We start from the raw sequence: 23,808 nt of genomic DNA, 5'->3' as shown, positions 1-23,808 counted from the left end.
GTCAGGTCACCATTCATGGCAAATCGGTGAAAGAAGGCTAAAAAGCGACTTGACTTGGCCGCGGCTTTATCGTTTTCTGTAGGCACTTCATTGCAAACATCTTTTTACAGGACTTTATCATGCAAACGACTTCCATCCTGACCATCTGGTGGTGGCACACTCCCTGACATGCGGGCGTGTGGTCGTTGCTGTACCTGTAATCTGACAGCAAATTAAGAACCCAAAGAAAAGCCCGCTGACCCCAGCGGGCTTTTTTATTATCCGGCAAATGGACCTGTGATGAAACCGAGAATTCAGACAAGCAAGCTGACCTGGCGATGGCGCCCCTGAGCCAGCCACCCCGGACCAATTAAATTTTCAAGGAATTCAACGTCATGAACATCGGTAACACGCATCACACGCAAGGGAACGCACTATGACAGCCACACATCGCCTTCCTCTGGGTGAATTCGATACCCTCAAGCTCAACGCCCCCTATGTGGCCGATCCGCTGGCGCTCTATACCCGTCTCTGTCAGGGCCGCCCCAACAACCTGCTGCTGGAATCGGTGGAGATCGACTCCAAGGCGGGCAAGCAGAGCCTGCTGCTGGTAGACGCCTGCCTGCGCATCGAGTGCCGTGGTCGCACCGTGCAGGTTCGCAGCCTGAACGACAACGGCGCCCAGTTGCAGAGCCTGCTGGCCGAGCGGCTGCCTGCGGTGGTGACCCGCTCGCTGGTAGATGGCGAGCTGCAGCTCGGCTTCCCGGCCTCCGATCGGGAGCTGGACGAAGATTCCCGCCTCAAGGGGAGCAGCGTGCTGGACGTGCTGCGCACCCTGCAGCGGGAGCTCGATTGCCAGTTGGGTAAAGAGGCTCTCTTTATGGCGGGCAGCTTTGCCTATGACCTCATCGCCTCATTTGAAGAGCTGCCTGAAGTGCCGGAGGGGAGCAACAGCTGCCCCGACTACTGCTTCTACGTGGCCGAGACCCTGATCACCATCGACCATATCGAGCGCACCACTCAACTGCTGGCCTGCATCTTTGGCGGCGACAGCGACGAGAGCCAGGTGGAAGACAGATACACCCGCCTGACCGAACGACTCACCGACTTCAAACAGATTTGCCAGCAACCTCTAAGCGCCGAACTGACCCCCCAGCCCCTGACCGGTGGCATGAGCGTGGACAAGAGCGACAAGCAGTTCTGCGCCGAGGTGGAGAAGCTCAAGGGCTTTATCCGCCGTGGCGACATCTTCCAGGTGGTGCCGTCCCGCTGCTTCTCCCTGCCCTGCCCGAGCCCCCTGGCCGCCTATCGCCGCCTCAAGCAGACCAACCCCAGCCCCTACATGTTTTACGTGCAGGATGAGGGCTTCACCCTGTTTGGCGCCTCCCCCGAGAGCGCGGTGAAATTCTGCGCCGCCAGCCGCGATGTGGAGATGTACCCCATCGCCGGTACCCGCCGCCGCGGCTTCAACCCCGATGGCAGCATCAACCGGGATCTCGACGGCCGTATCGAGCTGGAGCTGCGTCAGGACGAGAAAGAGGTGGCCGAACACCTGATGCTGGTGGATCTGGGCCGCAACGACATCGCTCGCATTTCGGAGCCGGGTACCCGCTACGTCAAGGAGCTGCTGAAAGTGGATCGCTACAGCCACGTGATGCATCTGGTCTCCAAGGTGGTCGGCACCCTGCGCGCCGACCTTGACGCCCTGCACGCCTATCAGGCCTGCATGAACATGGGCACCCTCACCGGCGCCCCCAAGATCCGCGCCAGCGAGCTTATTCGCATGGTGGAAGGCAAGCGCCGCGGCAGCTACGGCGGCGCGGTCGGCTACATCAACGGCGCCGGCGAGATGGATACCTGCATCGTCATTCGCTCCGCCTTTGTCAAAGAGGGCGTGGCCCACGTACAGGCCGGTGCCGGGGTGGTCTATGACTCCAAGCCGCAAGCCGAAGCGGACGAAACCCGCGCCAAGGCGGCCGCCGTGCTGGCCGCCATCGCTGCCAGCCATGGCACCTCTCTGCAAGCCCTGAGCGCCCAGCAGGAGCAACATAAGGACGTGAGCCATGACTAATATCTTCCTGCTCGACAACTTCGATTCATTTACCTACAACCTCGTCGACCAGTTCCGCTCCCTCGGCTATCCGGTGCGGATCTACCGCAACAGCCTGCCGGCCAGCCGCATCATGAGCGAGATCGCCGCCTGCGAAGGGGACGCCGTGCTGGTGCTCTCACCGGGCCCGGGTGCCCCCCACGAAGCGGGTTGCCTGATTGATCTGATCAAACTGGCCCGCGGTCAGGTGCCCATCCTCGGTATCTGCCTCGGCCATCAGGCTCTGTGCGAAGCCTACGGCGGCACCGTCGGCGCGGCGGGCGAGATCGTCCACGGCAAGCGTTCCCTGATTGAACACAACGGCCACGGCGCCTTCGCCGGTCTGCCGAGCCCGCTGCCGGTAGCCCGTTACCACTCGCTGGTCGCTACCTATGTACCGGAAGAGCTGACGGTGATTGCCCACTATCAGGGGATGCCCATGGCCATCGAGCAGCAGGATGAGCGGGTGCTGGGCTTCCAGTTCCACCCGGAATCCATCATGACCTCGGAAGGGGCCCGTCTGCTGACTCAGGCGCTCGCCCATATCACCCGTCCAGAAAGCATTTTTTCGACACGCGGCGCGCGGTAAGGAAGACCCTATGCATCATCATCTCAACACCCTCTATCAGGGTCAGTCTCTGAGCCGTGAAAGTACCCGCGACGCCTTCGGTCAGGTGGTTCGTGGCGAAGTGGATCCCATCGTGCTCGCAAGCCTGCTGACTGCCCTCAAGATCAAGGGAGAGACCCCGGAGGAGATCGCCGGCGCCGCCGAGGCTCTCTTGGCAGAAGCGCGCGACTTCCCGCGTCCGGATTACGAGTTTTGCGACATCGTCGGCACCGGGGGCGATGGCCTCAACACCATCAACGTCTCCACCACCTCGGCGCTGGTCGCTGCCGCCTGCGGCCTGAAAGTGGCCAAGCACGGCAACCGTTCGGTCTCGAGCAAGTCGGGTTCGAGCGATCTGCTGGACAAAATGGGCATCAAGCTCGACATGAGCCCGGCGCAGGCGCGCCGCTGTCTGGACGAGCTCGGCATCTGCTTCCTGTTCGCCCCCCAGTATCACGCCGGCGTGCGCCACGCCATGCCGGTGCGCCAAGCCCTCAAGACCCGCACCCTGTTCAACGTGCTGGGGCCGCTTATCAACCCCGCTCGCCCCACCTATCAGCTGATGGGGGTCTATGCCCCCGAGCTGGTGCGTCCCATCGCAGAAACCCTGCTGGCACTGGGGCTGAAAACCGGTATGGTGGTTCACGGCGCCGGGCTCGACGAGATTGCCATCCACGGCCCGACCCAGGTGGCCCAGATCCGTGACGGCGAGATCCGTGAATTTATGATCACCCCGGCTGACTTTGGCCTGGAGACCTATCCGGTCAGCGCCATTCAGGGTGGGGAACCGGAAGAGAACCGCGCCATCACCGCCGCCATTCTGGAAGGGCGTGGTACCCCGGCCCACAACGCCGCCATCGCCGCCAACGTGGCGCCACTGCTGCTGATGGCGGGCAAGGCGACCGATCTCAAGAGCGCGGCGGCCGAGGTGCTGGCGGTGCTGGCGAGCGGCAAGGCAGCGGAGCTCGCCGCCCGGCTCGCCACTTTGAGCCATCAGGAAGCGGGCCATCAGGAGGCATGATGTCAGCCACCACATTGCACAGCAGTCATTCAGAACGCCCACAGGGCAAGAGCCAGTTTCGCAAGGATAACGAGATGTCAGACCTTATTGCCCCCCATGCATTTCTGAACATGGCCTCCATCAGCCAGACCATTCTCGGCAAGATCGTGGCGGCCAAACAGGAGTGGGTTGCCGCCCGCAAGCTGGCCCAACCGCTGGCGAGCTTCCAGAGCGCGCTGACCCCAAGCGATCGGGATTTCGTCGGGGCGCTCAAGGCGGGCTCCACCCGCTTTATTCTGGAGTGCAAGAAGGCCTCCCCCTCCAAGGGGTTGATCCGCGACGATTTCAGCCCGGAGGACATCGCCGACATCTATGGCAAATACGCCACCGCCATCTCGGTGCTGACCGACGAGAAGTTCTTTCAGGGGGATTTTGCCTTCCTGCCGCGGGTGCGCAGCCGCGTATCGCAGCCGGTGCTCTGCAAGGATTTCATGATTGACCCCTATCAGGTCTATCTGGCCCGCCACTATCAGGCTGACGCCATCCTGCTGATGCTCTCGGTGCTCACCGACGAAGGCTATCGCGTCCTGTTCGCGGTCGCCAAAGAGCTGGGCCTTGGCGTACTCACCGAGGTGAGCAACGAAGAGGAGCTGACCCGGGCCATCGCGTTGGGCGCACCGGTCATTGGCATCAACAACCGGGATCTGCGCGACTTGAGCGTCGATCTCAACCGCACCAAACAGCTGGCTAAAGATATTCCGAGCGATCGGGTGGTGATCAGCGAATCCGGCATCAATCACCGCACTCAGGTGGCAGATCTGCGCCACCACGCCAAGGGCTTTCTGGTGGGCTCGTCATTGATGGCCGAGCCGGATCTGGAAGCGGCTGTACGCAAGCTGATACTGGGCCAGAACAAGGTGTGCGGTCTCACCCGCGCCGAGGATGCCGCCGCCGCCCATCAGGCGGGCGCGGTGTTTGGCGGTCTGATTTTTGTGGCCAAAAGCCCGCGCTATGTGGACATCCCCGCCGCCCGCGCCGTGATGGCGGGTGCACCGCTCTCCTATGTCGGGGTATTTCGCAACGCCCAGCCCGCCACCATCGCCAAGACGGTGGATGCGCTGGGGCTAGCCGCGGTACAGCTGCACGGCGATGAAGATGCCGCCTATATCGGCACCCTGCGCCCACTGCTGCCGACTGGCTGCCAGATCTGGAAGGCCGTAGGCGTCTCTCTCGGCAAAGAAAGCGGCGAACCGCTGCCCGCCCTCGACTATCCGGCCGATCGCCTGCTGCTGGATACGAAAGTAGGCAGCCAGAGCGGTGGCACCGGTCAGGCGTTCGACTGGGCCCTGCTGGCAGATCTCGATAAAGCCAAGCTGATGCTGGCGGGCGGCCTTAATCCCGACAACGCCCTGCAAGCGGCACAAGTGGGCTGCCTCGGCCTTGATTTCAACTCCGGGGTGGAGAGTGCCCCGGGCCAGAAGGATGCGCACAAGATTGCAGCCGCCTTCGGCGCACTGCGCAACCTGTAACGCAACCCTTTTTGACGTTTCGATTTAGCTAATACAAGGAAGAAGCCATGACCCTGCTCAACCCGTTTTTCGGTGAATTTGGCGGTATGTATGTACCCCAAATCCTTATCCCGGCCCTGCTCCAGCTGGAGAAAGCCTTCGTCGATGCCAAGGATGACCCGGCCTTTATCGCCGAGTTTCAGTCCCTGCTGACCGAGTATGCCGGTCGCCCGACCCCGCTCACCCTCACCCGCAATCTGACCAAGGGCACCAAGACCCGCCTCTATCTCAAGCGTGAAGATCTGCTGCACGGCGGCGCCCACAAGACCAACCAGGTGCTGGGTCAGGCGCTGCTGGCCAAGCGGATGGGCAAGAGCGAGATCATCGCCGAGACCGGTGCCGGTCAGCACGGTGTGGCCACTGCGCTGGCCTGCGCCCTGCTCGGTCTCAAGTGCCGGGTCTATATGGGCGCCAAGGATTGCGAGCGCCAGAAACCGAACGTATTTCGCATGAAGCTGATGGGCGCCACCGTCATTCCGGTGCACTCCGGCTCCAGCACCCTGAAAGATGCCTGCAACGAGGCGCTGCGCGACTGGGCTGCCAACTACGAGTCGGCCCACTACCTGCTCGGCACCGCCGCAGGCCCGCACCCCTTCCCCACTATCGTGCGGGAGTTCCAGAAGATGATCGGCGAAGAGGCCAAGGCCCAGTGCTTCGAGAAGGAAGAGCGACTGCCCGATGCGGTGATCGCCTGCGTCGGCGGTGGGTCGAACGCCATCGGCATGTTTGCCGACTTTATCGATGAGCCGTCGGTGCGCCTCATCGGCGTCGAGCCGGGCGGTCACGGCATCGAGAGTGGCGAGCACGGTGCGCCGCTCGGTCACGGCAGCAAGGGGGTCTTCTTTGGCATGCACTCCTACCTGATGCAGGACACTCAGGGTCAGATCCAGGAGTCCTACTCCGTCTCGGCGGGGCTCGATTTCCCCTCCGTCGGCCCGCAGCACGCCCATCTGGCCGCCATCGGCCGCGCCGAGTACCCCTCGGTGACCGACAAGGAGGCGCTGGACGCCTTCCAGGAGCTGGCCAAATCCGAAGGCATCATCCCGGCGCTGGAGTCCTCCCACGCGCTGGCCCACGCCCTCAAGATGGCCCGCAGTGAACCGGAAAAAGAGCAGGTGCTCATCGTCAACCTCTCCGGCCGTGGCGACAAAGATATCTTCACCGTTGCCGATATTTTCGAGAAAGAAGGAACCTTGTCATGAACCGTTACGCACAACTCTTCTCCCGTCTGGATGAAGCCAATCAGGGCGCCTTTGTGCCGTTCGTGATGCTGGGTGACCCCACCCCCGAATTGTCGCAGGCCATCGTCGATGCGCTGGTCGCAGGGGGCGCCGATGCCCTCGAGCTCGGCATTCCCTTCTCCGATCCGGTAGCGGACGGCCCCACCATTCAGGGCGCCGCCCTGCGCGCGTTTGCCAGCCACACCACCCCGGACGACTGCTTCGAGCTGCTTGGCCGCATCCGCGCCAAGTACCCGCAGCTGCCCATTGGCCTCTTGGTCTACGCCAACCTGGTCTATGTGCGCAAAATTGACGGCTTCTACGAGAAGTGCCAGCAGGCGGGCGTGGACTCGGTGCTGGTTGCCGACGTGCCGGTGCAGATGTGCGCCCCCTACAAGGCGGCCGCCGACAAGTTCGGCATCGACAGCATCTTTATCGCCCCGCCCAATGGCGACGCAGAGACCCTGAAACAGGTGGCGGAGCTCGGCAATGGTTACACCTATCTGGTGAGCCGCGCCGGCGTCACCGGTGCCGAGACCAAGGCCGGCATGCCGGTGGAAGGGCTGATCAATACCCTGCGCGAGTTCAACGCCCCCCCCGCCCTGCTCGGCTTTGGCATCAGCGAACCGGCTCAGGTGCGTGAGGCCATCGCCGCTGGCGCCGCCGGTGCCATCTCCGGCTCCGCCGTGGTGAAGATCATCGAAACCCACCACCAGAACCCGGAGCATATGCTGACCCGTCTGAAAGAGTTTGTGGAAGGGATGAAGGCCGCGACCCTGCGCTAAGCGTTCAGTCAAACGCCCACCCCCATGACAAGCAAGGGAGCCCAAGCGGGCTCCCTTTTGTTATCCACCATCCCTGGTTGGTGCCACCCTTGTAGGTCTGATTAGCGAAGCGTAATCAGACGTTCGCGGAATTGATGCTGATGCTATGGCGCGGCTTCGCCACGCAGGACACGAGGGCGCCGCCCTCGACGGGGTTTCGCCCGCCCTTCGGGCTCGGGCGAGTGACTTTGGAAAGACCCGCTCTCTTTAGCAAATCACACCAAAGGTCTTCTCCCCGCTTATTCGCCCGACTGACGTCGGGTACCTTCGGCTCAGCGAATCAGAGGGGGGATCAAAACCGTGCCCGCCTGAGGCTACCGTGCAACAGTGAACAAGCCCCCTCTCCCCTTGGGAGAGGGTTGGGGTGAGGGGAAGCTACGGCAACCGAATTTGCTCAAATTAAATACTGCTGATGGCTAATTTATTGATCCAACACAGATTCCCGCCAACACCCGCTTCTCAACGCTCCCCCCTCCCCCTTAAGATAGCCAAACGACAATCCCTCTCTCGGGAGTGCACCATGGCTGCGATTGTTGCTATCTCGCAGGTTAAAAGCAGCGAACTGGGAGCTGTCACTCAGGGGCGGTAGCGTGGTTTTTTTGTAGGTTGACGCAACGTGTAGCAAAGCCCAACAGGCGAGTATTATTGCGCCAACCAGTTCGGGGTAAACAAGGATGTGGCAGACCCGTAAACCAGATCTACAGATATATTCGCGGTAAACGTTGGGCTTCACTTCGTGAAGCATCAACCTACGATTTTTAGCCCAACATACGAGATATCAGGGCAGAGAAGAGTTATATGGAAGGCTCTGCTATTGGATTAGTGCAGCCATTTCTCAAATTACAGTTATAAACTCAAGAGGATTTATGAGTATTTCAGATAAGTTTTCTACTTTTTGTAGTTCATTACGAATGTCAGATGAAACGGTTGATGACATTCGTTATAGATATAAAAGAATAACAAAACAGCTAAATATGGATTTTTGGGATAGTAGTTCAGATACAAATAATAGCCTGTATGTTGGTTCATATGGCAGAGGTACAGCAATACACGTCAGTGATATTGATGTTATTTTTAAATTACCTTATGGAAAATACACTCAATACAATGCTTATCAAGGGAATGGACAATCAGCACTACTGCAAGAAGTTAAAGCATCTATTCAAAAGACATATCACTCATATATGAGAGCTGATGGTCAAGTAATAAAAATAGATTTTACCGATGGTATCTGTTTCGAGATTGTTCCAGCATTTATCAACACTGATGATAGTTATACGTACCCAGACACAAATAATGGCGGCTCATGGAAAACTACCGATCCAAAAGCCGAAATTGATGAAATGAATACAGCAAATAAAAATTGGAATAAGAATTTAAAAAGACTCGCTAGAATGGCAAGAGCATGGAAAGACCAATGGGACGTACCAATCGGCGGGTTATTGATAGACACTTTGGCCTACAGATTTCTTTCTAATTGGGAATACAAAGACAAATCCTTCGTTTATTATGATTGGATGACCAGAGATTTTTTAAAATTTTTAAGTGAACAGAATGAAGAACAAGAGTATTGGCTAGCACCAGGCAGTTTAAAATATGTATGGAGAAAGGGAAAGTTCGAATATAAAGCCAAACAATGCTACAATATAGCGATTAAAGCTATTGAGTATGAAGCCAACAACCAGGAATATTCAGCTAATAAAAAATGGCGTGAGATATATGGAACAAAATTCCCAAATTGAAATTTTAGAAGCTCAAATCAGAGAGTGTTATGGTCGCGCAGTTTGGACACATAAAACTCAAGAGAAATGTGCGGACTTACTTTTAAAAAAACAAGATAGAATTAAATTCTGGCAGATTATTTTATCTGCTATAACTACATCTGGAATTATGGTCTCTGTCTTTGGTGACAGTAAGACAATTGGTATTATTTCTGTAATCATTTCTTTAATCCTAACAATAATCAACGCCTATGTTAAGAATTATGACCTAGGTGGCTTAGCACAAAAGCATTCTGTCGCCGCTGCCTCCATCTGGAATATAAGAGAAAACTATTTATCTCTTTTGACCGACATTAAATCGAATTCACTTTCCATTGACGAAATAAAAACAACTAGAGACCAGCTACAAGCTGATCTACATAAGATATACAAAGGTGCCCCGAGGACTATTGACAAAGCTTATAATGCAGCATCTAACGCCTTAAAAAATATGGAGGAAATGACTTTCAATGATGAAGAGATAAATAAACTTCTCCCAGCTGCTCTCAGGAAATAAGTAAAAATCAGGCCCCCCATCTTTATAAGCAAAACATTGCATAGCCAGAACACAAAAGATGGGGGGCAGTTTTTGATTTTTTGCTCAGCCACAATATAACCCCTCCCTTTCCAATCCCACCACTACCTCTCCTTTTTCCACACCCGCCACCCCATCAATACCAGCAACAATACAACCCCCGGCAGCCAGACCCAGTAGAGCTCGGAGAGGATCACCGCCTCACCTCGGGCGGTGAGATAGGTCTCCAGCTTGAAGGGGGCGACCCGGATCACCTGCCAGGGGGCGAAGAAACGCTCGTCACGCCACGGCCAGAGCCAGCCAACCCCCTTGCCGCCGGTGGTGAGGGAATCGAGCAGGCTGTGGGAGAGCAGAGAGATCAACAGAAACGACCAGACGGTGGCGGCGCGGGCCCGAAATTGGCGGTGAAACAACATGGCCAGGGTGGGCAAGGCAAAGGCGAACAACAGGGAGTGGGTAAAGCCGCGGTGGCCAAAGACATGGCCGTAGGCGACCCCCAGTTTAAAGGCGAGCACATCGGCATCGGGCAGCATGGCGATGGCAACCCCCGCCAGCAGCAAGCGCGGTGGGATAATCCGGCTGCCAAGCCCCAGTCCAAGGCAGAGAGGTACGGCGGCGTGGGTGACTATGGTGGGCATATCGAAAAGCTCCAAATGAAAACGTGAGCCTACCCTACCCCCGCTCGGTGAAGTGAAGGTGAAGTGCACCCTCTTATGTTGCTTGATTCCTCCCTCGAATCCTTATCCATCAGCCATAAGAGGCGTCACTCAGGAAGTGATGAAAACGGCTGTTGCGCGCGTCCCCAAAGCCGGGGCTGAGCTTCTTTCCTTTGTTTCCTCTGTATTGGCTCGCAGTTAGATAAACGCAGCGCCAATCAGCCTTGGCACGTTAACTTGAAATGTTCATTTAACAGCGGCTGACATACAGAGCGGGATCGTGATAAGTAGTCTCTTCGATTCACATCACAGGGATAGTGGCAGCGATGAATGTACCAAAAAGCGTCATGCGGATTGCGAGCGTTATCAGCCTTTGGTTAATGACAGGGTGCATGGCAGAGGCCGCCTCTGCACAGCCGCAGCAAGAGCCGTATGCGCTGATCTATAACGGGCCTGTTTCTGATGGGGATAGCACGAAGGCGATTGCGGATGTGGTCAGGCAGGTGGGCTTGCCGGTCAGGTATCTCTCCAATATCGAAGCGCTGCCTGCAGAGCTCGATAATGCCAAGGTGTTTATCGTTGGCGGTACAGAGGACGATGTTGAGCCGCTTCTCAACGCCTTCACCGCGGACGCGCGCTCGGCATTAAAAACCTATTTGCTAAGCGGTGGCCGCTACCTCGGGATCTGTGGGGGCGCCTTTGTGGCATCCACCGGCTGGTCTGAGGAGGAGGGCTTTGTGCCGGCGCTGGGCCTTGTCCCTGCCACATCCGATGATTATGACGGCGACTTTAGCGCCAGGATCTTCCCGATCACCTGGCTTGGTGAAGAACGCCAGATGTATTACCAAGCCGGCCCGCAATTTACGCCGGTGCCAAGCCCAGAGCAGGTCAAGGTTATCGCCCATTTTCAAAACCATCAGATTGCCGCGCTGATCAGCTCATACGGCAAAGGCAAGGTGGCCGTTTCCGGGCCACACCCCGAAGCCCCCGAATCGTGGAAAGAGAATGCGGTGGATGGCGACAAGATGGAGTCGAATATTCATCTGGCTGCAGGACTCGTTAACGAGTTGCTCTCCGAAGAGCCCGTCACCCATTCGAAGTAGTCACATCCCTACACCCCTGGATGTGACCCCATTGCTCGGCCCGGAAGTCAGGCCAGCCAATCGGCAGCAATCCATAAAAAAAACCACCGACCGGCAAAAGGTCGGTGGTTTTTTTATCGGTGGTAGATAACGGGTAGCCGATACGAAGCGTTCGCTACCTCAACTTTCGCCCGGGAGCGAGCACTACTCTTCCTGCTCCTCCGGTTGTCTCTCCTCACCCCGTATCTGTAGCAGCTCCTCGACCCTGGCTTGCCACTTGTCGTGGGCCTGTTTGCGCTCCTGCTGCATAAATGCTTCTCGCATGGTGTCGATTTTCTGGTCAAGTGTTTCCATCAGAGTGTCTCCTTGTGTGACCGCGTAAAGACTGGCTGACGGCGCGTTGGCCAACCTGCTCCCCTAATCTGACACCGCTAATGCCGTTACTGCCCAATCAAATAATCGATTGGAAATAGTAAAACCAATCTAAAAATTCTTTTCGTGTTTGTTCCACCACGCCAGCGCAAGGGAAACTGGCCGCTCAGAGCGGGATAATCCGGCACGCGGCCAACACATGATTGAGTGCGGTCTCCCCGTTTGTCAGGGGGATGGGGTGCCATCACCCAATCCGTCCGGTGAGGAGTACCGGCAGATTTGCGGGGTGTTGCTGTGCCCATGATCACACAGTCACAACTATCGCCCTCCTCTCACCGCGCCCCCGCTTTTTATCATCTAGAGTTAGCGGGCAGTCCAAAAGCTGCTGATTTATATACATTCGCCGCCAAGAGGGATCTTTTTTCATGACCGAGCATATCGATCTGCTACCTATCAGCACGGATGATGAGCAGGACGCAGGCAACCGTTACCTCTACTACACCGAAGGGGATCTGGCCCGCATTCTCGCCAATCTGGAACAGCTGCGCCACGCGGTGTTTCCGGCCGCCATCGGAGAGAGTGAAACGGGCGCCACCGTACCCCACAACTTTCCGTCCGTCTGTCTGGTGGGGCTGGGACGCTGCGGCTCCAACATCGCGCAGGATGTGGCCTCGCTGGTCTACAACGCCCGCAGCTTTTATCTCAATGAGTTCAATAGTGAAGAGCAACGAAAGCGGGAGAAGGAGTTTGGCCCGGTGAGCTGGATCCGGCGCAATCTGCGGCTGCCAAACAACGGGGCTCGACCGGTCTTTCTGATCGAGCCCATGGTGATGCTGGGGGATCTGGACAAGGACATCGATGGCCGCATCCGCCACTCCAATCGCAGCGGCGAAGGTGGCTCCTTGCGTGATTACGCCAAGATGCGGGTGATGGACTTGTCGGAGATCCACGCGGGAGGCGCGGGTAACGCCCCTATCCTTGGCCAGTATCTGGCCAAGATCATCCTCAACAAGAGCCCCCACTACTTCGCCAACTCCGAGTGGCAGGCCATTCATACCTATCTGGTGGACTCCTGCGGCATCAAGGCCAACCAGTCCCGCCTCTATTTCTACATCTTCAGTGCCGGGGGCGGTACCGGCTCCGGCATGGCCTCCGAGTTCGGGCTGGCCCAGCAGTACTCCTACATGAGCAAGACCTTTTCACCCCCGTCAGAAGAGGAGGAGCACCTCTCCCTCGGGGAGCACTTCATGTTCGATCCCATCTTCACCAGCGGCATCTGCATCCTGCCCAATATCTGTGATCGGGGTATCGAGATCTCGGAAGCGTTGCACATCAACGCGGGGCGTTTGCTGTGCAAGTATCTGGCCGAGGAGTGGGACTTCTCCTATCACTTCGACAACGAGCAGGCTTGCGATGCCAGCATGCTCAAGCGGATCAGGCCCTGGAATGCCATGATGCTGATCTCCAACGACATCATGCGCTACGCCGAAGAGAGCGACGATGGCGAGATCCAGCATGTTGACGTCAACACCATGGAGAAGTACGCCAACCAGTACATCTCCCAGCAGATCTTCAACATCCTCACCGCCCAGGCCGTCACCACCGACTACGACGAGAACTACTTTCGCCGGGCGGGCATCGACATCAGCGAGACCATTCGACTCGATGCCAACGACCTCTTTATGAGTCTGGCGGGGCCGGTGGCGGTGGCGTATGCCGAGTCCATCTCGCCCCCCGGCGGCCTGTTTGACAAGGAGGACGGGCTCAATGTGGACGATCTCTTCACCCGTTCCATCGAGCTGCCCCACTTCAACAAGATGACCCAGGCCATCGAGGGGATCAGTCTGCTGCCCATCGAGGCGGGCAACTATCGGGAGTATCTGGACGACTATGTGAAAAGTGGCCATGACCCGGCCCACCTCAACGAGCTGCACTTCTTCAAGAACTGCTCCTCTGTGGTGTCGATCATCTCCCTGCCCAAGGAGTACAAGCTCTCCTATATGGATCTCAACCGGCTCAAGTCTCACCTCAACGGGCTCTTCCCCAATACCACCCTCAAGCGGTATGCGCTGGTCATCGGGGCGTCGGCCAACATCTCCCTCACCACCCTGATCGTCAAGAGCCCCTGCCTGAGCGATGACTTCCTGACCCTGATCGTGGCCTTTATCAAGCGCTGCTTTGCCAAGGATCACTATCGCTTCGATGAGCATCTGGACAAGGCGGTGATCGAGATGATCTGCAATGAGGAGTGGAACGATACGCTGCTCGACAGCATGCTCAACGAGTTCGAGAACCCGGCCAAGATCCTCGATACCAACTGGTACGCCATCAAGCCCATGTATGAGAAGAAATATCGGGAGCTTATCCGCGAGAAGGAGAAGTTCGTCTCCATCAACGATATTCGCCTCAGTCGCGAATCGGTGAAAAAGGCGCTGCTCTATCTGCGGGAGATCTATCGCCACCGGGTCAGCAAGACCCGGATCCTCTCCCTCAACCCACGGCTGGGGGAAGCGAACACTCGCTAGCACCCAGCCCATAAAGCAAAGCGCCCGCCCCACATGGGGCGGGCGCTTTTTTACTGGCGCAGCCTGGCTTTATCTCATCAGAGGGAGACAAAGATCCCGGCCAGGGTGGCGCTCATCAGGTTGGCCAGGGTCGCCGCCAACACTGCCTTGAAGCCCATATTGGCCACATCGTGACGGCGCTCCGGCGCCATGGTGCCGATGGAGCCGAGCTGCACCGCAATGGAGCCCAGATTGGCAAAACCGCACAATGCGAAGGTGATGATGATCTGGGTGTGTGCGCTCAGACCCTCCTTGATGTTGGCAAAGTCCAGATAGGCGACAAACTCGTTCATGATCACCTTCTGACCAATCAGGGAGCCTGCCGCCATCATCTCACTGGCGGGCACGCCAATCAGCCAGGCCACCGGAGCAAACAGATAGCCCAGCAGCTGCTGCAGGGAGAGATCGGCCCAGCCGAACCACTCGCCGACAGTGGTGAGACCGGCGTTGATCATGGTGATGACGCTGACAAAGGCTAGCAGGATAGTGCCGATGGCCACGGCGATCTTCATGCCGCCCATGGCGCCACCCGCCAGTGCGTCGATGGCGTTGCTGTAGTCGCTCTTGTCGAGGGTGATCTCGGTCTGATCACTCACCTGCTGCTGCTCCGGCACCAGCAGTTTGGCCATCAGCAGGCCACCCGGCGCCGCCATAAAGGAGGCGGCGATGAGGTATTTCAAATCCACACCCAGACCGGCGTAACCACCCAGCACCGAGCCCGCCACCGAGGCCATGCCGCAGGTCATCACCGCAAAGAGTTCGGAGCGGGTCATACCGGCGAGGAAGGGACGAATAAGCAGCGGCGACTCCCCTTGCGAGAGGAAGATATTGCCGGTGGCCACCAGGGATTCGGCGCGGCTGGTGCCGAGCAGGCGGTGCACGGCGCCGCCCAGTACCCGGATCACCCACTGCATGATGCCGAAGTGGTAGAGCACGGCGATCAGCGCGCTGATAAAAATCACCAGCGGCAGCACCCGCACGGCGAAGATAAAACCGTTGCTGGCGAGATCGCCAAACACGAAACGGATGCCGCTGTCGGCAAAGCCGAGCAGGGCGGAGACGCCATTGCTCATGGCTCCGAGCATGATTTGTCCGGGGGGAAAATAGAGCACCAGCGCAGCAAAACCGGTTTGCAGGGCGAGCGCACCCAGCACGGTTCGCCAGCGGATGGCTCGGCGGTTTTCACTCGCCAGCCAGGCGATAAACATCAGGGCCAGCATACCGACCAGACTCAATAACAGTGTCATCTTGCACCTATGAAGAGAGGAGTTTCATATGGCAAGTCTGCAGACAGGCGTCGCGGGCGATCCGGCGGGAGAGGTGCCGACCCACGCGACACGCAGACCACAAACCTACAGGTTAGTGGCGGGTCCCATCCTGGGGTCATTCACGTTCCGGGTGACAGCATGTATCGGGTGACGCCAGCGCCGTCGCAGGGGGAGATGCGGCCGGGTGGCAGGTCGGGCGGCGATGGTACAGTGATCATCGTCACAGAAAAAGCGGTAAAACGATTGGCCGGAGTAACTTTTTCAACTTGTTCACAGAACGAAACAGGGCCAGCGTGAAGCTGGCCCTGTTTCAATCCGTACTTGAGCGTTCAGATGATTACTTGAGGCGCTTGCCGCTCGCATCCACCACCTGCTCGCCATCCTCCTTGGCGAAGGCCCCTTTTTGCTGATCGGGCAGAATATCGAGCACCACTTCCGACGGACGGCACAGCTTGGTGCCAAGCGGCGTGACCACGATAGGCCGGTTGATGAGGATGGGGTGGGCCAGCATGGCATCGATCAGTTCATCATCGCTGAAACGATCTTCCGCCAGCCCAAGCGCCTCGTAAGGCGGCACGTTCTTGCGCAGCAGATCGCGCACCGGCATGGCCATGGCAGCGATCAGCGCCACCAGCTGGTCACGGGAGGGGGGCGTCTCCAGATAGTGGATGACAGTGGGTTCCACGCCGCTGTTGCGGATCAGCTCCAGGGTGTTGCGGGAGGTACCACACTCCGGGTTGTGATAGATGGTGATTGCACTCATTTGCGTGTCTCTCATTAATCAAGTGAATAGAAAATGGATAGCATCAGTTCGCGGCCAGCTGTTAGCGGCCATCAGTTAACGGCTCAGCCCCGCTTCGTACCAGGGTTTGCTGGCGTTAACCACCCGCACCACCAGCAGCATGACCGGCACCTCGATCAGCACGCCAACCACGGTGGCGAGCGCCGCGCCGGAGTGAAAGCCGAACAGGCTGATGGCGGCGGCCACCGCCAGCTCGAAGAAGTTGGAGGCGCCGATCAGGGCGGAAGGACAGGCAACCGAGTGCTTCTCCCCCACCTTGCGGTTGAGCCAGTAAGCCAGCCCGGAGTTGAATAGCACCTGGATCAGAATGGGCACCGCCAACAGGGCGATAACCAGCGGCTGCTCAATGATGGCGTTGCCCTGAAAGGCAAACAGCAGCACCAGAGTGAGCAGCAGGGCCGCCACCGACCAGGGCTGGATGCGGGTCATGACGCCGTCAAAATGGGCCTCTCCCTTTTTCAGCAAAGCCTTGCGCAGCAGCTGGGCGATGATGACCGGAATGACGATATAGAGCACCACCGAAGTGAGCAGGGTATCCCACGGCACTATGATGCTGGAGACCCCGAGCAGCAGCGCCACCAGCGGTGCGAAGGCAAACACCATGATGAGGTCGTTCACCGCCACCTGCGACAGGGTGAAGTAGGGATCGCCGTTGGTGAGGCGACTCCAGACAAACACCATGGCGGTGCAGGGGGCCGCCGCCAGCAGGATCAGCCCCGCTACGTAACTGTCGAGTTGATCCGCCGGCAGCCAGTCGGCAAACAGCACACGGATAAAGAGCCAGCCGAGGAAGGCCATGGAGAAGGGCTTGACCAGCCAGTTGATAAAGAGGGTGACCCCAATGCCCTTCATGTGGCCCTTCACCTGATGCAGGGCGCCAAAGTCGATCTTGAGCAGCATGGGGATGATCATCACCCAGATCAGCAGCCCCACCGGCAGGTTGACCTTGGCCACCTCCATGGCGCCGATCGCCTTGAAGAGATCCGGCAACCCCTGCCCGAGCCCAATCCCCACCAGAATGCAGAGGGCGACCCAGGCGGTCAGATAACGTTCAAAAAAGCCGATGGCAGGCACGGCCTTGGCATCACATGTTGCAGACATCACAGCTCCCGATGCGGCGCAATTTCGCATCTTCTATTGGTTCAAAACACGGGTTTATAACAAGTAACGGCATATTCAAGCCGCCCCGGCAGCAGGCCGGGGCGGCGACTCAATGGTGCTGGCAGAGGCGGCGCAGGGCATCCGGCCCCACCGGCTCCTCGGCGAGCAGCGGCACCACGGCGAAGCGGCTGGCATGTTGCTGCTCGACCGCCTCGATATGGGGCAACTGGCGCTCGGCCCGCTGTTGCAGCAGCGGCGAGCTGACCGCGGCTTGCTGCAAGCTGTGGTTGATGAGCCAGCCCCAGGGCTCGATGCCGGCCCGGCGCAAATCGGATTGCAGATTGGCCGCCTCCTGCACTGGCGTCGGCTCGGGCAGCGTCACAATCAACACCTTGGTCTGTTTGGGGTCCTGCAACTGCATCATGGGGGTGGTGAAGTGCAGCCCCTTGTTTCCCATCTGGCGAGCGATCTCCCTGTGGTAGGCGCCGGTGGCGTCGAGCAGCAGCAGGGTGTGGCCGGTGGGGGCGGTATCCATCACTACGAAGCGCTTGCCCGCCTCGTGAATGATGCGCGAGAAAGCCTGAAACACGGCAATCTCCTCGGTACAGGGGGAGCGCAAGTCCTCCTCCAGCAGTGCCCTCCCCTGCTCGTCCAGGGCCGCTCCCTTGGTGGCCAGCACCTGGGCGCGGTAACGCTCGGTCTCGGCGTGGGGGTCGATGCGGCTCACCTCCAGATGGGGCAGACTAGCTGCCAGCGTCTCGCTCAGGTGCGCGGCGGGATCCGAGGTGGTGAGGTGCACCGGCAAGCCGCGGCTCGCCAGCTCCACTGCCACAGCGGCCGCCAAGGTGGTCTTGCCCACCCCGCCCTTGCCCATCAGCATGATAAGGCCGTGACAATCGGCGGCCAGCTCGTCCACCAGCGAACTCAACTCGGGCTGGGCTTGCTTGACAGTGGACTGTATTGTCGAGAATTGAGCGGCTGTTCCCTCTGATTGCAGCAACAACCGCAAACTGTCGACCCCCACCAGATTGGTGGCCAGCAGCGGGATATGATCCTGCGCCAGCCCTTTTATCCCTTGCGGCATCTGGGCGAGAGCCTGTTGTTCGCGCTGCCAGAGCGCCATTGCCAGCGGATCTGCGGCAATGGCGCCTTCGGGGAAGAGGCCATTGATCACCAGTTGCTGGTTCAACAAGCCGATGGCGGCCAGCTCTTCGTGGGTGCGGGCCACTTCCCGCAGAGTGGATTGTTGGGCCCGCGCCACCAGCACCAACCGGGTGCGAGTGGCATCAGCCAGTGCGGCGACCGCCTCGGCATACTGGCTGCGCTGTTTCTCCAACCCCGCCAGCGGGCCGAGGCAGGAGGCATCCCCCTTGCCCTGCTCCAGAAATTCGCTCCAGGCGCCCGGCAGTTGCAGCAGCCGGATGGTGTGGCCGGTTGGCGCCGTATCAAAGACGATATGGTCATACTCGGCCAGCAGCGTTTGGTCAGTCAGCAGGGCGGTGAATTCGTCAAAGGCGGCGATCTCGGTGGTGCAGGCGCCAGAGAGCTGCTCCTCGATGCTGCGCACCACGCTCTCGGGCAACTTGCCGCGCACCGGCCCGACGATCCGCTCCCGATAGGCTTTGGCCGCCGCAGGGGGATCTATCTCCAGCGCCGACAAACCGGGCACAGCGGCGATGGTGGTGACGCGATTGCCGATCTCGGTGGCAAACACCTGCCCCACGTTGGAGGCAGGATCTGTGCTCACCAGCAGCACCCGCTTGCCAATATCACAGAGAGCCACCGCACTGGCGCAGGCCAGCGAGGTCTTGCCCACCCCGCCCTTGCCGGTGAAAAAGAGAAACGGCGGTGGATTGGTCAGAAAATGGTACATAGCCTCTCCCGAATGGTGCGTCGCGACTCAGCAGCAACCACTGCCGGAGCAGCAGCCGCCCTTGACGATCCCCTTGATGGCCGCTTGCGGCGCAGGCAACCCGGCATAACGGGCCAGCTCGCTGCGGTTCGGGTAACGGCCGGTCAACACCACCTGTCCCTCCACCAGCACCAGCGGCAACCCCTCCTCCCCGGCGTGGGTCAGAAAAGCGCTGACGGCAGGAGTCTCGGCAAACTGCATTGGCTGCTGGGCCAGATTGAAACGCTCGATGGCCACCCCCTGCTCCTTGGCCCAGGCAAGGTCGGCAGCGAAGGTGACCAGTGCCTGATCAACCTCGGTACCGCAGACACCGCTGGAGCAGCAGAGGGCGGGATCAAAAATCTGAATGGAGGACATGGCATTACTCCTTGTTGCAGCAGGGCTGCGCAGGCAGAACATGGGGGGAGCAGGCTGACTCGGCACGCATCACGCCGCACGCCTCGGGATGACCGGCGCAGCACTCCTCGGTAAGGTAGGCGATCACATCCAGCATCAGGGGAATATTGGCGCGGTAGCGCAGAAAGCGCCCCTCCTGCTCCACCGACAGCAGACCGGTGTTGAGCATCGCCTTGAGGTGAAACGAGAGGGTATTGGGGGCAATATCGAGCTCGCTGGCCAGTTCACCGGCGACCCGCCCCTCCAGCCCGGCCTTCACCAGCAGCCGCCATACATCGAGCCGAATGCCGGATGCCAGCGATTCAAAGACCTTGGTGGCCATCTCTTTGTTCATCTTCACTCCCCTTGGTGCGACCTTTCATTTCAACTATACAAGAATTATTGAAATGATCAAGATACGTACTGAAACGAAGATCCGAAGTGCTGGCATCAAACCGGGCAGAAAGGGGGCGACGAGTGAACAACCGTTGAGGACGACCACACAGGGCTCATCGCAGATAAACAGACGCCCTCCAGAGGGAGGGCGTATCAGAGCGTTTGACCGGCAGCACAGTCAGCGCTGTCGGGGCAATCAGACAAAGGCGTGCCTTATTTGGCAGCTGGCACCGCGTTGAAGGTGAGCAGGGCCGCCTTGTTGGCATCGCTCAGAGTCAGCTGGTTGCCGTTGATGGAGTAGGTTGCCACCTTCTCCAGCTTTTGCAGGAACTCGGTCTCTTTGTTCATGGCGTCGCCGATGCACATCATGCGAGTGGAGCCCATGGCGCCCAGCGTCAAGACACCGTCACCCTGCTTGGTGATACCGCCAAAATAGCGGTTACAGCCACCCTTGCCCGCCACCTTGCCGTCGACCACTTGCAGGGTGAAGGTATCGCCGGTGGCGCCTTGCAGCTGCCAGCTGGATGCTTGCAGTTGAGCCATGCTGGAACCTGTTGCCATTGCGCAGCCTCCCAGTGCCAGCGCGGCCAGCAGAGTCAGTTTCTTGTTCATGGATTCACCTCTTAATGATTAGAGCCATCAATACGGCAGCCTGTTTAACATGGCTGGCGCCCATGCCAAAGGATTTTATTGTGATCTCCCTTCACTTTACTACCAGCTGGCATGTGCCATGCTTAGGCTCAGTTCCGGACCCAGGGAGGGGAAACGAATGGTCAAATCGCTCATCATCACACTGCTTGCAACCTGCGCCAGCATGGCCGCACAGGCCGCCGACTGGGCAGTGGTTCAGCCGCAATCCAATCCGTCTCTCTATGTCAAAAGTTACTCGGGTGTGCTGCTCAATGGCCATAGCCATCACAGCGACAGTTTTGATCTCTGGCTGGTCAATAGCGGCTATCAATATCCGGTGGTGGATGATGTGACCCTCTTTATGGAAGCGGGCCCGGCGGTGGCGGATCAGAATCGCACATCAGGTTTCAATATGAGTTCGGGGGTACGCTACCAGCTCTCTCCGGCATTCAATATCGGCAGCCAGATCAAACATCTCGATCTCAACAAGGCCAGCACCCTGCTGGAGCTCAACTCCAGCCTGCTGCTGACCCCCAGACTCTCCCTCACCGCCAACTACGGGGTCAGCGCCATCACTGCCGATCAGGCACTGAGTCTGGGGGTCGGCTTCAATTTCTGATGATCACAACAGCGGAGTGGCGCTCACCACCACGCCGTTGCGATCCGCATAGACATAATCCCCTTCGTGGATGGTCACACCGGCAAAGCTGACCACAGCCCCCAGCTCTCCCAATCCTCGCTTCTCGGTCTTGACCGGACAGGCCGCCAGCGCCTTGACCCCGAGTGCCAATGTCGCCAGGGTGCCCACATCCCGGGCCGCACCGTGGATCAGGATCCCCTCCCACCCCTGCTCCACCGCCTTGACCGCCAGTTGATCGCCAAGCAGCGCACGGCGCAGCGAGCCGCCGCCGTCGATCACCATCACCTTGCCGTGACCGGGGCGGGTCACCAGATCCCGCACCAGACTGTTGTCTTCATAACAGGAGAGCGTTACGGCGCGACCATAGAAGATGGCCTTGCCGCCAAAATCCTGAAACACCGGGTCGGCCACTTGCAGCAAGTCGCCGTGTTGATCGCAGAGGTCGGGCAGGAGATCCAGCATGATTTGATTCCTTTCAGATGCATGAAGGTGTTCATTCTTTCATCAGGCAAGGTTTCTGGCAATCCAGAAGGATTCAATATTGCCCAGACAAACTGCTGATTTATCCGTCAATACAGGTGTCAGCCAGAGCTGGCCATCCTCCACCCAGTAGATGGCGTTCTGGCCAAAACGGGCAGCCAGCTGACGGGCTTGTGGCAGGGATAGCGCCACCGCCAGCGATGACTCCTGCCAGCGTTCGTCCGGGTCAGATCCCCAAAACGGCCCCACCACGGGCACCTGCAAATCCACGGTCAGATGGCACCACAGCGCCCGTTCCCGCCGCATATTGCGTCGTTGTGTGGCCCACTGGCTGGCCGGATTCCAGGCTGTGATGATGGCAAAAGCAGACCACTCTGGTGGTTCAAATGGCGCGATAAAGCAGATTTTCTTGTAGTTTTCCCACAAATTCATGTCAATCACATGTTACATTCCATTACATTTTGTAGGGGCGAAAACCCGGTTCAGGCCAAGTATGATGCTGCTGTACCAGGGTTTGACCTATATCAAATCAGAGTTAAAAAGTTGCTATCTGACGGCAAAGAGTGTTGTTATGCTCCTGTTAACTGATAAAATGCGGCCACTTTCGTAATGGACGACCTTTCCAGGCTCTGCTCGACCAGACTTGTCGGGAACCTATAAGTGGCACAGGGATACTTGCCGGTACTGATGCCTAATTCGCGATATTCCGACCTGACTCTCATACCCAGGATGACGTAATAAATTTTCAGGATCAGTCAGGAAATCGGTTTGAAACGCCAAAGAGTGTTAAATTTAAGATAATTAACTGATAAGAATCTGGGAATACTCATGCAAACACCACACATTCTGATCGTCGAAGACGAGCTGGTCACACGCAATACCCTGAAAAGCATTTTTGAAGCCGAAGGCTACATCGTGCTCGAAGCCAACAACGGCGACGAAATGCATCAAGCCCTCACTTCCCACACCATCAATCTGGTGATCATGGACATCAACCTGCCGGGCAAGAACGGCCTGCTGCTGGCCCGTGAGCTGCGTGAGAACGACAACATCGCCCTGATGTTCCTGACCGGTCGTGACAACGAAGTGGACAAGATCCTGGGTCTGGAGATCGGCGCCGATGATTACATCACCAAGCCGTTCAACCCGCGCGAGCTGACCATCCGTGCCCGCAACCTGCTGAGCCGCACCATGAACGTGGCTGCCGGTGGCGAAGAGAAAAAGCTGGTTGAACGTTATCTGTTCAACGGCTGGGCGCTGGATATCAACAGCCGCGCACTGGTCAGCCCGACTGGCGACATGTTCAAGCTGCCGCGCTCCGAGTTCCGCGCCATGCTGCACTTCTGCGAAAACCCGGGCCAGATCCAGACCCGTGCCGAGCTGCTGAAGAAGATGACCGGCCGTGAGCTCAAGCCACACGACCGTACCGTTGACGTGACCATCCGTCGCATTCGCAAGCACTTCGAAAGCGTTAACGATACTCCGGAGATCATCGCCACCATCCACGGCGAAGGCTACCGTTTCTGTGGTGAGCTGGAGCAGGAATAAGCTCCCGCGACGCTGTTGATCTGAAAAGGCGCCTTGGGCGCCTTTTCTGTCTCTGCGGCTTGCCTTAAAAGCTGAGAAATGGTGAGCGTGACGTTGAACGCCGCACAAGGCAGATGAAAAACAAAAAGCCCACTCGCAGGAGTGGGCTTTTTGTTTTGAAGCTGGAGCGGGCAGCGGGAATCGAACCCGCATCATCAGCTTGGAAGGCTGAGGTAATAGCCATTATACGATGCCCGCCTGGCATCTGAAATTTGGAGCGGGTGATGGGAATCGAACCCACGTATGCAGCTTGGGAAGCTACCGTTCTACCATTGAACTACACCCGCGTCAGGGCTCCTACTATATGCATTTTGCCGCCGAGCGCAATGGCGCCTTTGCCACTTTTTTCAATAAATCAATC

Annotated in this window: 23 protein-coding genes and 2 tRNA genes; 12 read left to right on the top strand and 13 right to left on the bottom strand. The window is 58.3% G+C overall.

What is annotated here, in order from left to right:
- Positions 1–415: 415 nt before the first annotated feature.
- The 8 genes from VF684_RS02575 (at position 416) to VF684_RS02540 (ending at position 9,564) form a co-directional block, all read left to right on the top strand.
- The gene (locus VF684_RS02575) at positions 416–2,050 is read left to right on the top strand and encodes an anthranilate synthase component 1 (RefSeq protein ID WP_440173642.1); all 1,635 of its coding nucleotides are present in this window, start codon (positions 416–418) and stop codon (positions 2,048–2,050) included.
- Positions 2,043–2,657 (top strand): aminodeoxychorismate/anthranilate synthase component II, encoded by a 615-nt coding sequence (locus VF684_RS02570; protein WP_100646427.1) that lies wholly within the window; start codon positions 2,043–2,045, stop codon positions 2,655–2,657. Before VF684_RS02575 ends, VF684_RS02570 begins: the two co-directional genes overlap by 8 nt.
- A gap of 10 nt (positions 2,658–2,667) precedes the next feature.
- Positions 2,668–3,696 carry an anthranilate phosphoribosyltransferase gene (trpD, locus tag VF684_RS02565; protein ID WP_439831186.1) on the top strand — a complete coding sequence of 343 codons (1,029 nt, stop codon included), beginning with the start codon at positions 2,668–2,670 and terminating at the stop codon, positions 3,694–3,696.
- Positions 3,696–5,204 (top strand): bifunctional indole-3-glycerol-phosphate synthase TrpC/phosphoribosylanthranilate isomerase TrpF, encoded by a 1,509-nt coding sequence (trpCF, locus tag VF684_RS02560; protein WP_440173739.1) that lies wholly within the window; start codon positions 3,696–3,698, stop codon positions 5,202–5,204. Before trpD ends, trpCF begins: the two co-directional genes overlap by 1 nt.
- 47 nt (positions 5,205–5,251) lie before the next feature.
- Complete coding sequence (trpB, locus tag VF684_RS02555; protein WP_106552996.1) at positions 5,252–6,445, top strand: tryptophan synthase subunit beta; 1,194 nt, start codon at positions 5,252–5,254, stop codon at positions 6,443–6,445.
- A complete protein-coding gene (trpA, locus tag VF684_RS02550; RefSeq protein ID WP_440173637.1) occupies positions 6,442–7,248 on the top strand; it encodes a tryptophan synthase subunit alpha in 807 nt (268 codons plus the stop codon). The genes trpB and trpA overlap by 4 nt, the downstream gene beginning before the upstream one ends.
- 905 nt (positions 7,249–8,153) lie before the next feature.
- Positions 8,154–9,029, top strand: coding sequence for an SMODS domain-containing nucleotidyltransferase (locus tag VF684_RS02545; RefSeq protein ID WP_440173634.1), 876 nt, complete (start codon positions 8,154–8,156; stop codon positions 9,027–9,029).
- On the top strand, positions 9,007–9,564 hold the full coding sequence (locus VF684_RS02540; RefSeq protein WP_335851758.1) for an SLATT domain-containing protein: 558 nt from the start codon (positions 9,007–9,009) through the stop codon (positions 9,562–9,564). The genes VF684_RS02545 and VF684_RS02540 overlap by 23 nt, the downstream gene beginning before the upstream one ends.
- A 122-nt stretch (positions 9,565–9,686) precedes the next feature.
- On the opposite strand, the gene VF684_RS02535 is transcribed toward VF684_RS02540, so the two are convergent.
- Positions 9,687–10,220, bottom strand: coding sequence for a metal-dependent hydrolase (locus VF684_RS02535; RefSeq protein WP_440173630.1), 534 nt, complete (start codon positions 10,218–10,220; stop codon positions 9,687–9,689).
- Between the two features lie 344 nt (positions 10,221–10,564).
- Here VF684_RS02535 and VF684_RS02530 point away from each other — a divergent pair, with 344 nt between their 5' ends.
- The gene (locus VF684_RS02530; protein ID WP_440173628.1) at positions 10,565–11,341 is read left to right on the top strand and encodes a BPL-N domain-containing protein; all 777 of its coding nucleotides are present in this window, start codon (positions 10,565–10,567) and stop codon (positions 11,339–11,341) included.
- A gap of 183 nt (positions 11,342–11,524) precedes the next feature.
- Here VF684_RS02530 and VF684_RS02525 read toward each other — a convergent pair whose 3' ends face one another.
- A complete protein-coding gene (locus VF684_RS02525; protein ID WP_005338159.1) occupies positions 11,525–11,674 on the bottom strand; it encodes a hypothetical protein in 150 nt (49 codons plus the stop codon).
- A 443-nt stretch (positions 11,675–12,117) separates the two neighbouring features.
- Here VF684_RS02525 and VF684_RS02520 point away from each other — a divergent pair, with 443 nt between their 5' ends.
- Positions 12,118–14,217 (top strand): hypothetical protein, encoded by a 2,100-nt coding sequence (locus VF684_RS02520; protein ID WP_440173625.1) that lies wholly within the window; start codon positions 12,118–12,120, stop codon positions 14,215–14,217.
- A 77-nt stretch (positions 14,218–14,294) separates the two neighbouring features.
- On the opposite strand, the gene VF684_RS02515 is transcribed toward VF684_RS02520, so the two are convergent.
- From VF684_RS02515 to VF684_RS02485, 7 genes are all read right to left on the bottom strand, one after another.
- Positions 14,295–15,503 carry a NupC/NupG family nucleoside CNT transporter gene (locus VF684_RS02515; RefSeq protein ID WP_440173624.1) on the bottom strand — a complete coding sequence of 403 codons (1,209 nt, stop codon included), beginning with the start codon at positions 15,501–15,503 and terminating at the stop codon, positions 14,295–14,297.
- A gap of 358 nt (positions 15,504–15,861) precedes the next feature.
- On the bottom strand, positions 15,862–16,287 hold the full coding sequence (arsC, locus tag VF684_RS02510) for a glutaredoxin-dependent arsenate reductase (RefSeq protein WP_005338171.1): 426 nt from the start codon (positions 16,285–16,287) through the stop codon (positions 15,862–15,864).
- Positions 16,288–16,362: 75 nt separating this feature from the next.
- A complete protein-coding gene (gene arsB, locus VF684_RS02505) occupies positions 16,363–17,427 on the bottom strand; it encodes an ACR3 family arsenite efflux transporter (protein ID WP_005338173.1) in 1,065 nt (354 codons plus the stop codon).
- A 109-nt stretch (positions 17,428–17,536) separates the two neighbouring features.
- The gene (gene arsA / locus VF684_RS02500) at positions 17,537–19,300 is read right to left on the bottom strand and encodes an arsenical pump-driving ATPase (protein ID WP_368176632.1); all 1,764 of its coding nucleotides are present in this window, start codon (positions 19,298–19,300) and stop codon (positions 17,537–17,539) included.
- A 27-nt stretch (positions 19,301–19,327) separates the two neighbouring features.
- Complete coding sequence (arsD, locus tag VF684_RS02495) at positions 19,328–19,696, bottom strand: arsenite efflux transporter metallochaperone ArsD (RefSeq protein WP_106842498.1); 369 nt, start codon at positions 19,694–19,696, stop codon at positions 19,328–19,330.
- Between the two features lie 4 nt (positions 19,697–19,700).
- Positions 19,701–20,069, bottom strand: coding sequence for an ArsR/SmtB family transcription factor (locus VF684_RS02490; protein WP_005338181.1), 369 nt, complete (start codon positions 20,067–20,069; stop codon positions 19,701–19,703).
- 254 nt (positions 20,070–20,323) lie between these two features.
- Positions 20,324–20,722, bottom strand: a complete 399-nt coding sequence (locus VF684_RS02485) for an META domain-containing protein (protein ID WP_005359119.1) — start codon at positions 20,720–20,722, stop codon at positions 20,324–20,326.
- A gap of 157 nt (positions 20,723–20,879) precedes the next feature.
- Between VF684_RS02485 and VF684_RS02480 the strand changes: the two genes are divergently transcribed.
- A complete protein-coding gene (locus VF684_RS02480; RefSeq protein WP_064338427.1) occupies positions 20,880–21,359 on the top strand; it encodes a hypothetical protein in 480 nt (159 codons plus the stop codon).
- A gap of 3 nt (positions 21,360–21,362) precedes the next feature.
- Here VF684_RS02480 and VF684_RS02475 read toward each other — a convergent pair whose 3' ends face one another.
- On the bottom strand, positions 21,363–21,842 hold the full coding sequence (locus VF684_RS02475) for a putative 4-hydroxy-4-methyl-2-oxoglutarate aldolase (RefSeq protein WP_042054958.1): 480 nt from the start codon (positions 21,840–21,842) through the stop codon (positions 21,363–21,365).
- A gap of 42 nt (positions 21,843–21,884) precedes the next feature.
- Positions 21,885–22,292 carry a DUF3293 domain-containing protein gene (locus VF684_RS02470; RefSeq protein WP_267511398.1) on the bottom strand — a complete coding sequence of 136 codons (408 nt, stop codon included), beginning with the start codon at positions 22,290–22,292 and terminating at the stop codon, positions 21,885–21,887.
- Between the two features lie 396 nt (positions 22,293–22,688).
- Between VF684_RS02470 and arcA the strand changes: the two genes are divergently transcribed.
- Positions 22,689–23,408 carry a two-component system response regulator ArcA gene (gene arcA / locus VF684_RS02465; protein WP_005338193.1) on the top strand — a complete coding sequence of 240 codons (720 nt, stop codon included), beginning with the start codon at positions 22,689–22,691 and terminating at the stop codon, positions 23,406–23,408.
- Positions 23,409–23,570: 162 nt separating this feature from the next.
- Here the strand turns inward: arcA and VF684_RS02460 are convergent.
- Positions 23,571–23,645 (bottom strand) — tRNA-Gly (locus tag VF684_RS02460).
- A 15-nt stretch (positions 23,646–23,660) separates the two neighbouring features.
- A tRNA-Gly gene (locus VF684_RS02455) sits at positions 23,661–23,734 on the bottom strand.
- Between the last annotated feature and the right edge of the window lie 74 nt (positions 23,735–23,808).

It is taken from the genome of Aeromonas sp. Lyrl_2 (assembly GCF_051948815.1).
GTDB classification, from domain to species: Bacteria; Pseudomonadota; Gammaproteobacteria; order Enterobacterales; family Aeromonadaceae; genus Aeromonas; species Aeromonas veronii.
This window is presented reverse-complemented; position numbering and strand designations above follow the sequence as displayed.

Coding starts and splice junctions, on each gene's coding strand:
- VF684_RS02575 (WP_440173642.1), top strand. CDS start 416: ATGACAGCCACACATCGCCTTCCTCTGGGTGAATTCGATACCCTCAAG.
- VF684_RS02570 (WP_100646427.1), top strand. CDS start 2,043: ATGACTAATATCTTCCTGCTCGACAACTTCGATTCATTTACCTACAAC.
- trpD (WP_439831186.1), top strand. CDS start 2,668: ATGCATCATCATCTCAACACCCTCTATCAGGGTCAGTCTCTGAGCCGT.
- trpCF (WP_440173739.1), top strand. CDS start 3,696: ATGTCAGCCACCACATTGCACAGCAGTCATTCAGAACGCCCACAGGGC.
- trpB (WP_106552996.1), top strand. CDS start 5,252: ATGACCCTGCTCAACCCGTTTTTCGGTGAATTTGGCGGTATGTATGTA.
- trpA (WP_440173637.1), top strand. CDS start 6,442: ATGAACCGTTACGCACAACTCTTCTCCCGTCTGGATGAAGCCAATCAG.
- VF684_RS02545 (WP_440173634.1), top strand. CDS start 8,154: ATGAGTATTTCAGATAAGTTTTCTACTTTTTGTAGTTCATTACGAATG.
- VF684_RS02540 (WP_335851758.1), top strand. CDS start 9,007: ATGGAACAAAATTCCCAAATTGAAATTTTAGAAGCTCAAATCAGAGAG.
- VF684_RS02535 (WP_440173630.1), bottom strand. CDS start 10,220: ATGCCCACCATAGTCACCCACGCCGCCGTACCTCTCTGCCTTGGACTG.
- VF684_RS02530 (WP_440173628.1), top strand. CDS start 10,565: ATGAATGTACCAAAAAGCGTCATGCGGATTGCGAGCGTTATCAGCCTT.
- VF684_RS02525 (WP_005338159.1), bottom strand. CDS start 11,674: ATGGAAACACTTGACCAGAAAATCGACACCATGCGAGAAGCATTTATG.
- VF684_RS02520 (WP_440173625.1), top strand. CDS start 12,118: ATGACCGAGCATATCGATCTGCTACCTATCAGCACGGATGATGAGCAG.
- VF684_RS02515 (WP_440173624.1), bottom strand. CDS start 15,503: ATGACACTGTTATTGAGTCTGGTCGGTATGCTGGCCCTGATGTTTATC.
- arsC (WP_005338171.1), bottom strand. CDS start 16,287: ATGAGTGCAATCACCATCTATCACAACCCGGAGTGTGGTACCTCCCGC.
- arsB (WP_005338173.1), bottom strand. CDS start 17,427: ATGTCTGCAACATGTGATGCCAAGGCCGTGCCTGCCATCGGCTTTTTT.
- arsA (WP_368176632.1), bottom strand. CDS start 19,300: ATGTACCATTTTCTGACCAATCCACCGCCGTTTCTCTTTTTCACCGGC.
- arsD (WP_106842498.1), bottom strand. CDS start 19,696: ATGTCCTCCATTCAGATTTTTGATCCCGCCCTCTGCTGCTCCAGCGGT.
- VF684_RS02490 (WP_005338181.1), bottom strand. CDS start 20,069: ATGAACAAAGAGATGGCCACCAAGGTCTTTGAATCGCTGGCATCCGGC.
- VF684_RS02485 (WP_005359119.1), bottom strand. CDS start 20,722: ATGAACAAGAAACTGACTCTGCTGGCCGCGCTGGCACTGGGAGGCTGC.
- VF684_RS02480 (WP_064338427.1), top strand. CDS start 20,880: ATGGTCAAATCGCTCATCATCACACTGCTTGCAACCTGCGCCAGCATG.
- VF684_RS02475 (WP_042054958.1), bottom strand. CDS start 21,842: ATGCTGGATCTCCTGCCCGACCTCTGCGATCAACACGGCGACTTGCTG.
- VF684_RS02470 (WP_267511398.1), bottom strand. CDS start 22,292: ATGAATTTGTGGGAAAACTACAAGAAAATCTGCTTTATCGCGCCATTT.
- arcA (WP_005338193.1), top strand. CDS start 22,689: ATGCAAACACCACACATTCTGATCGTCGAAGACGAGCTGGTCACACGC.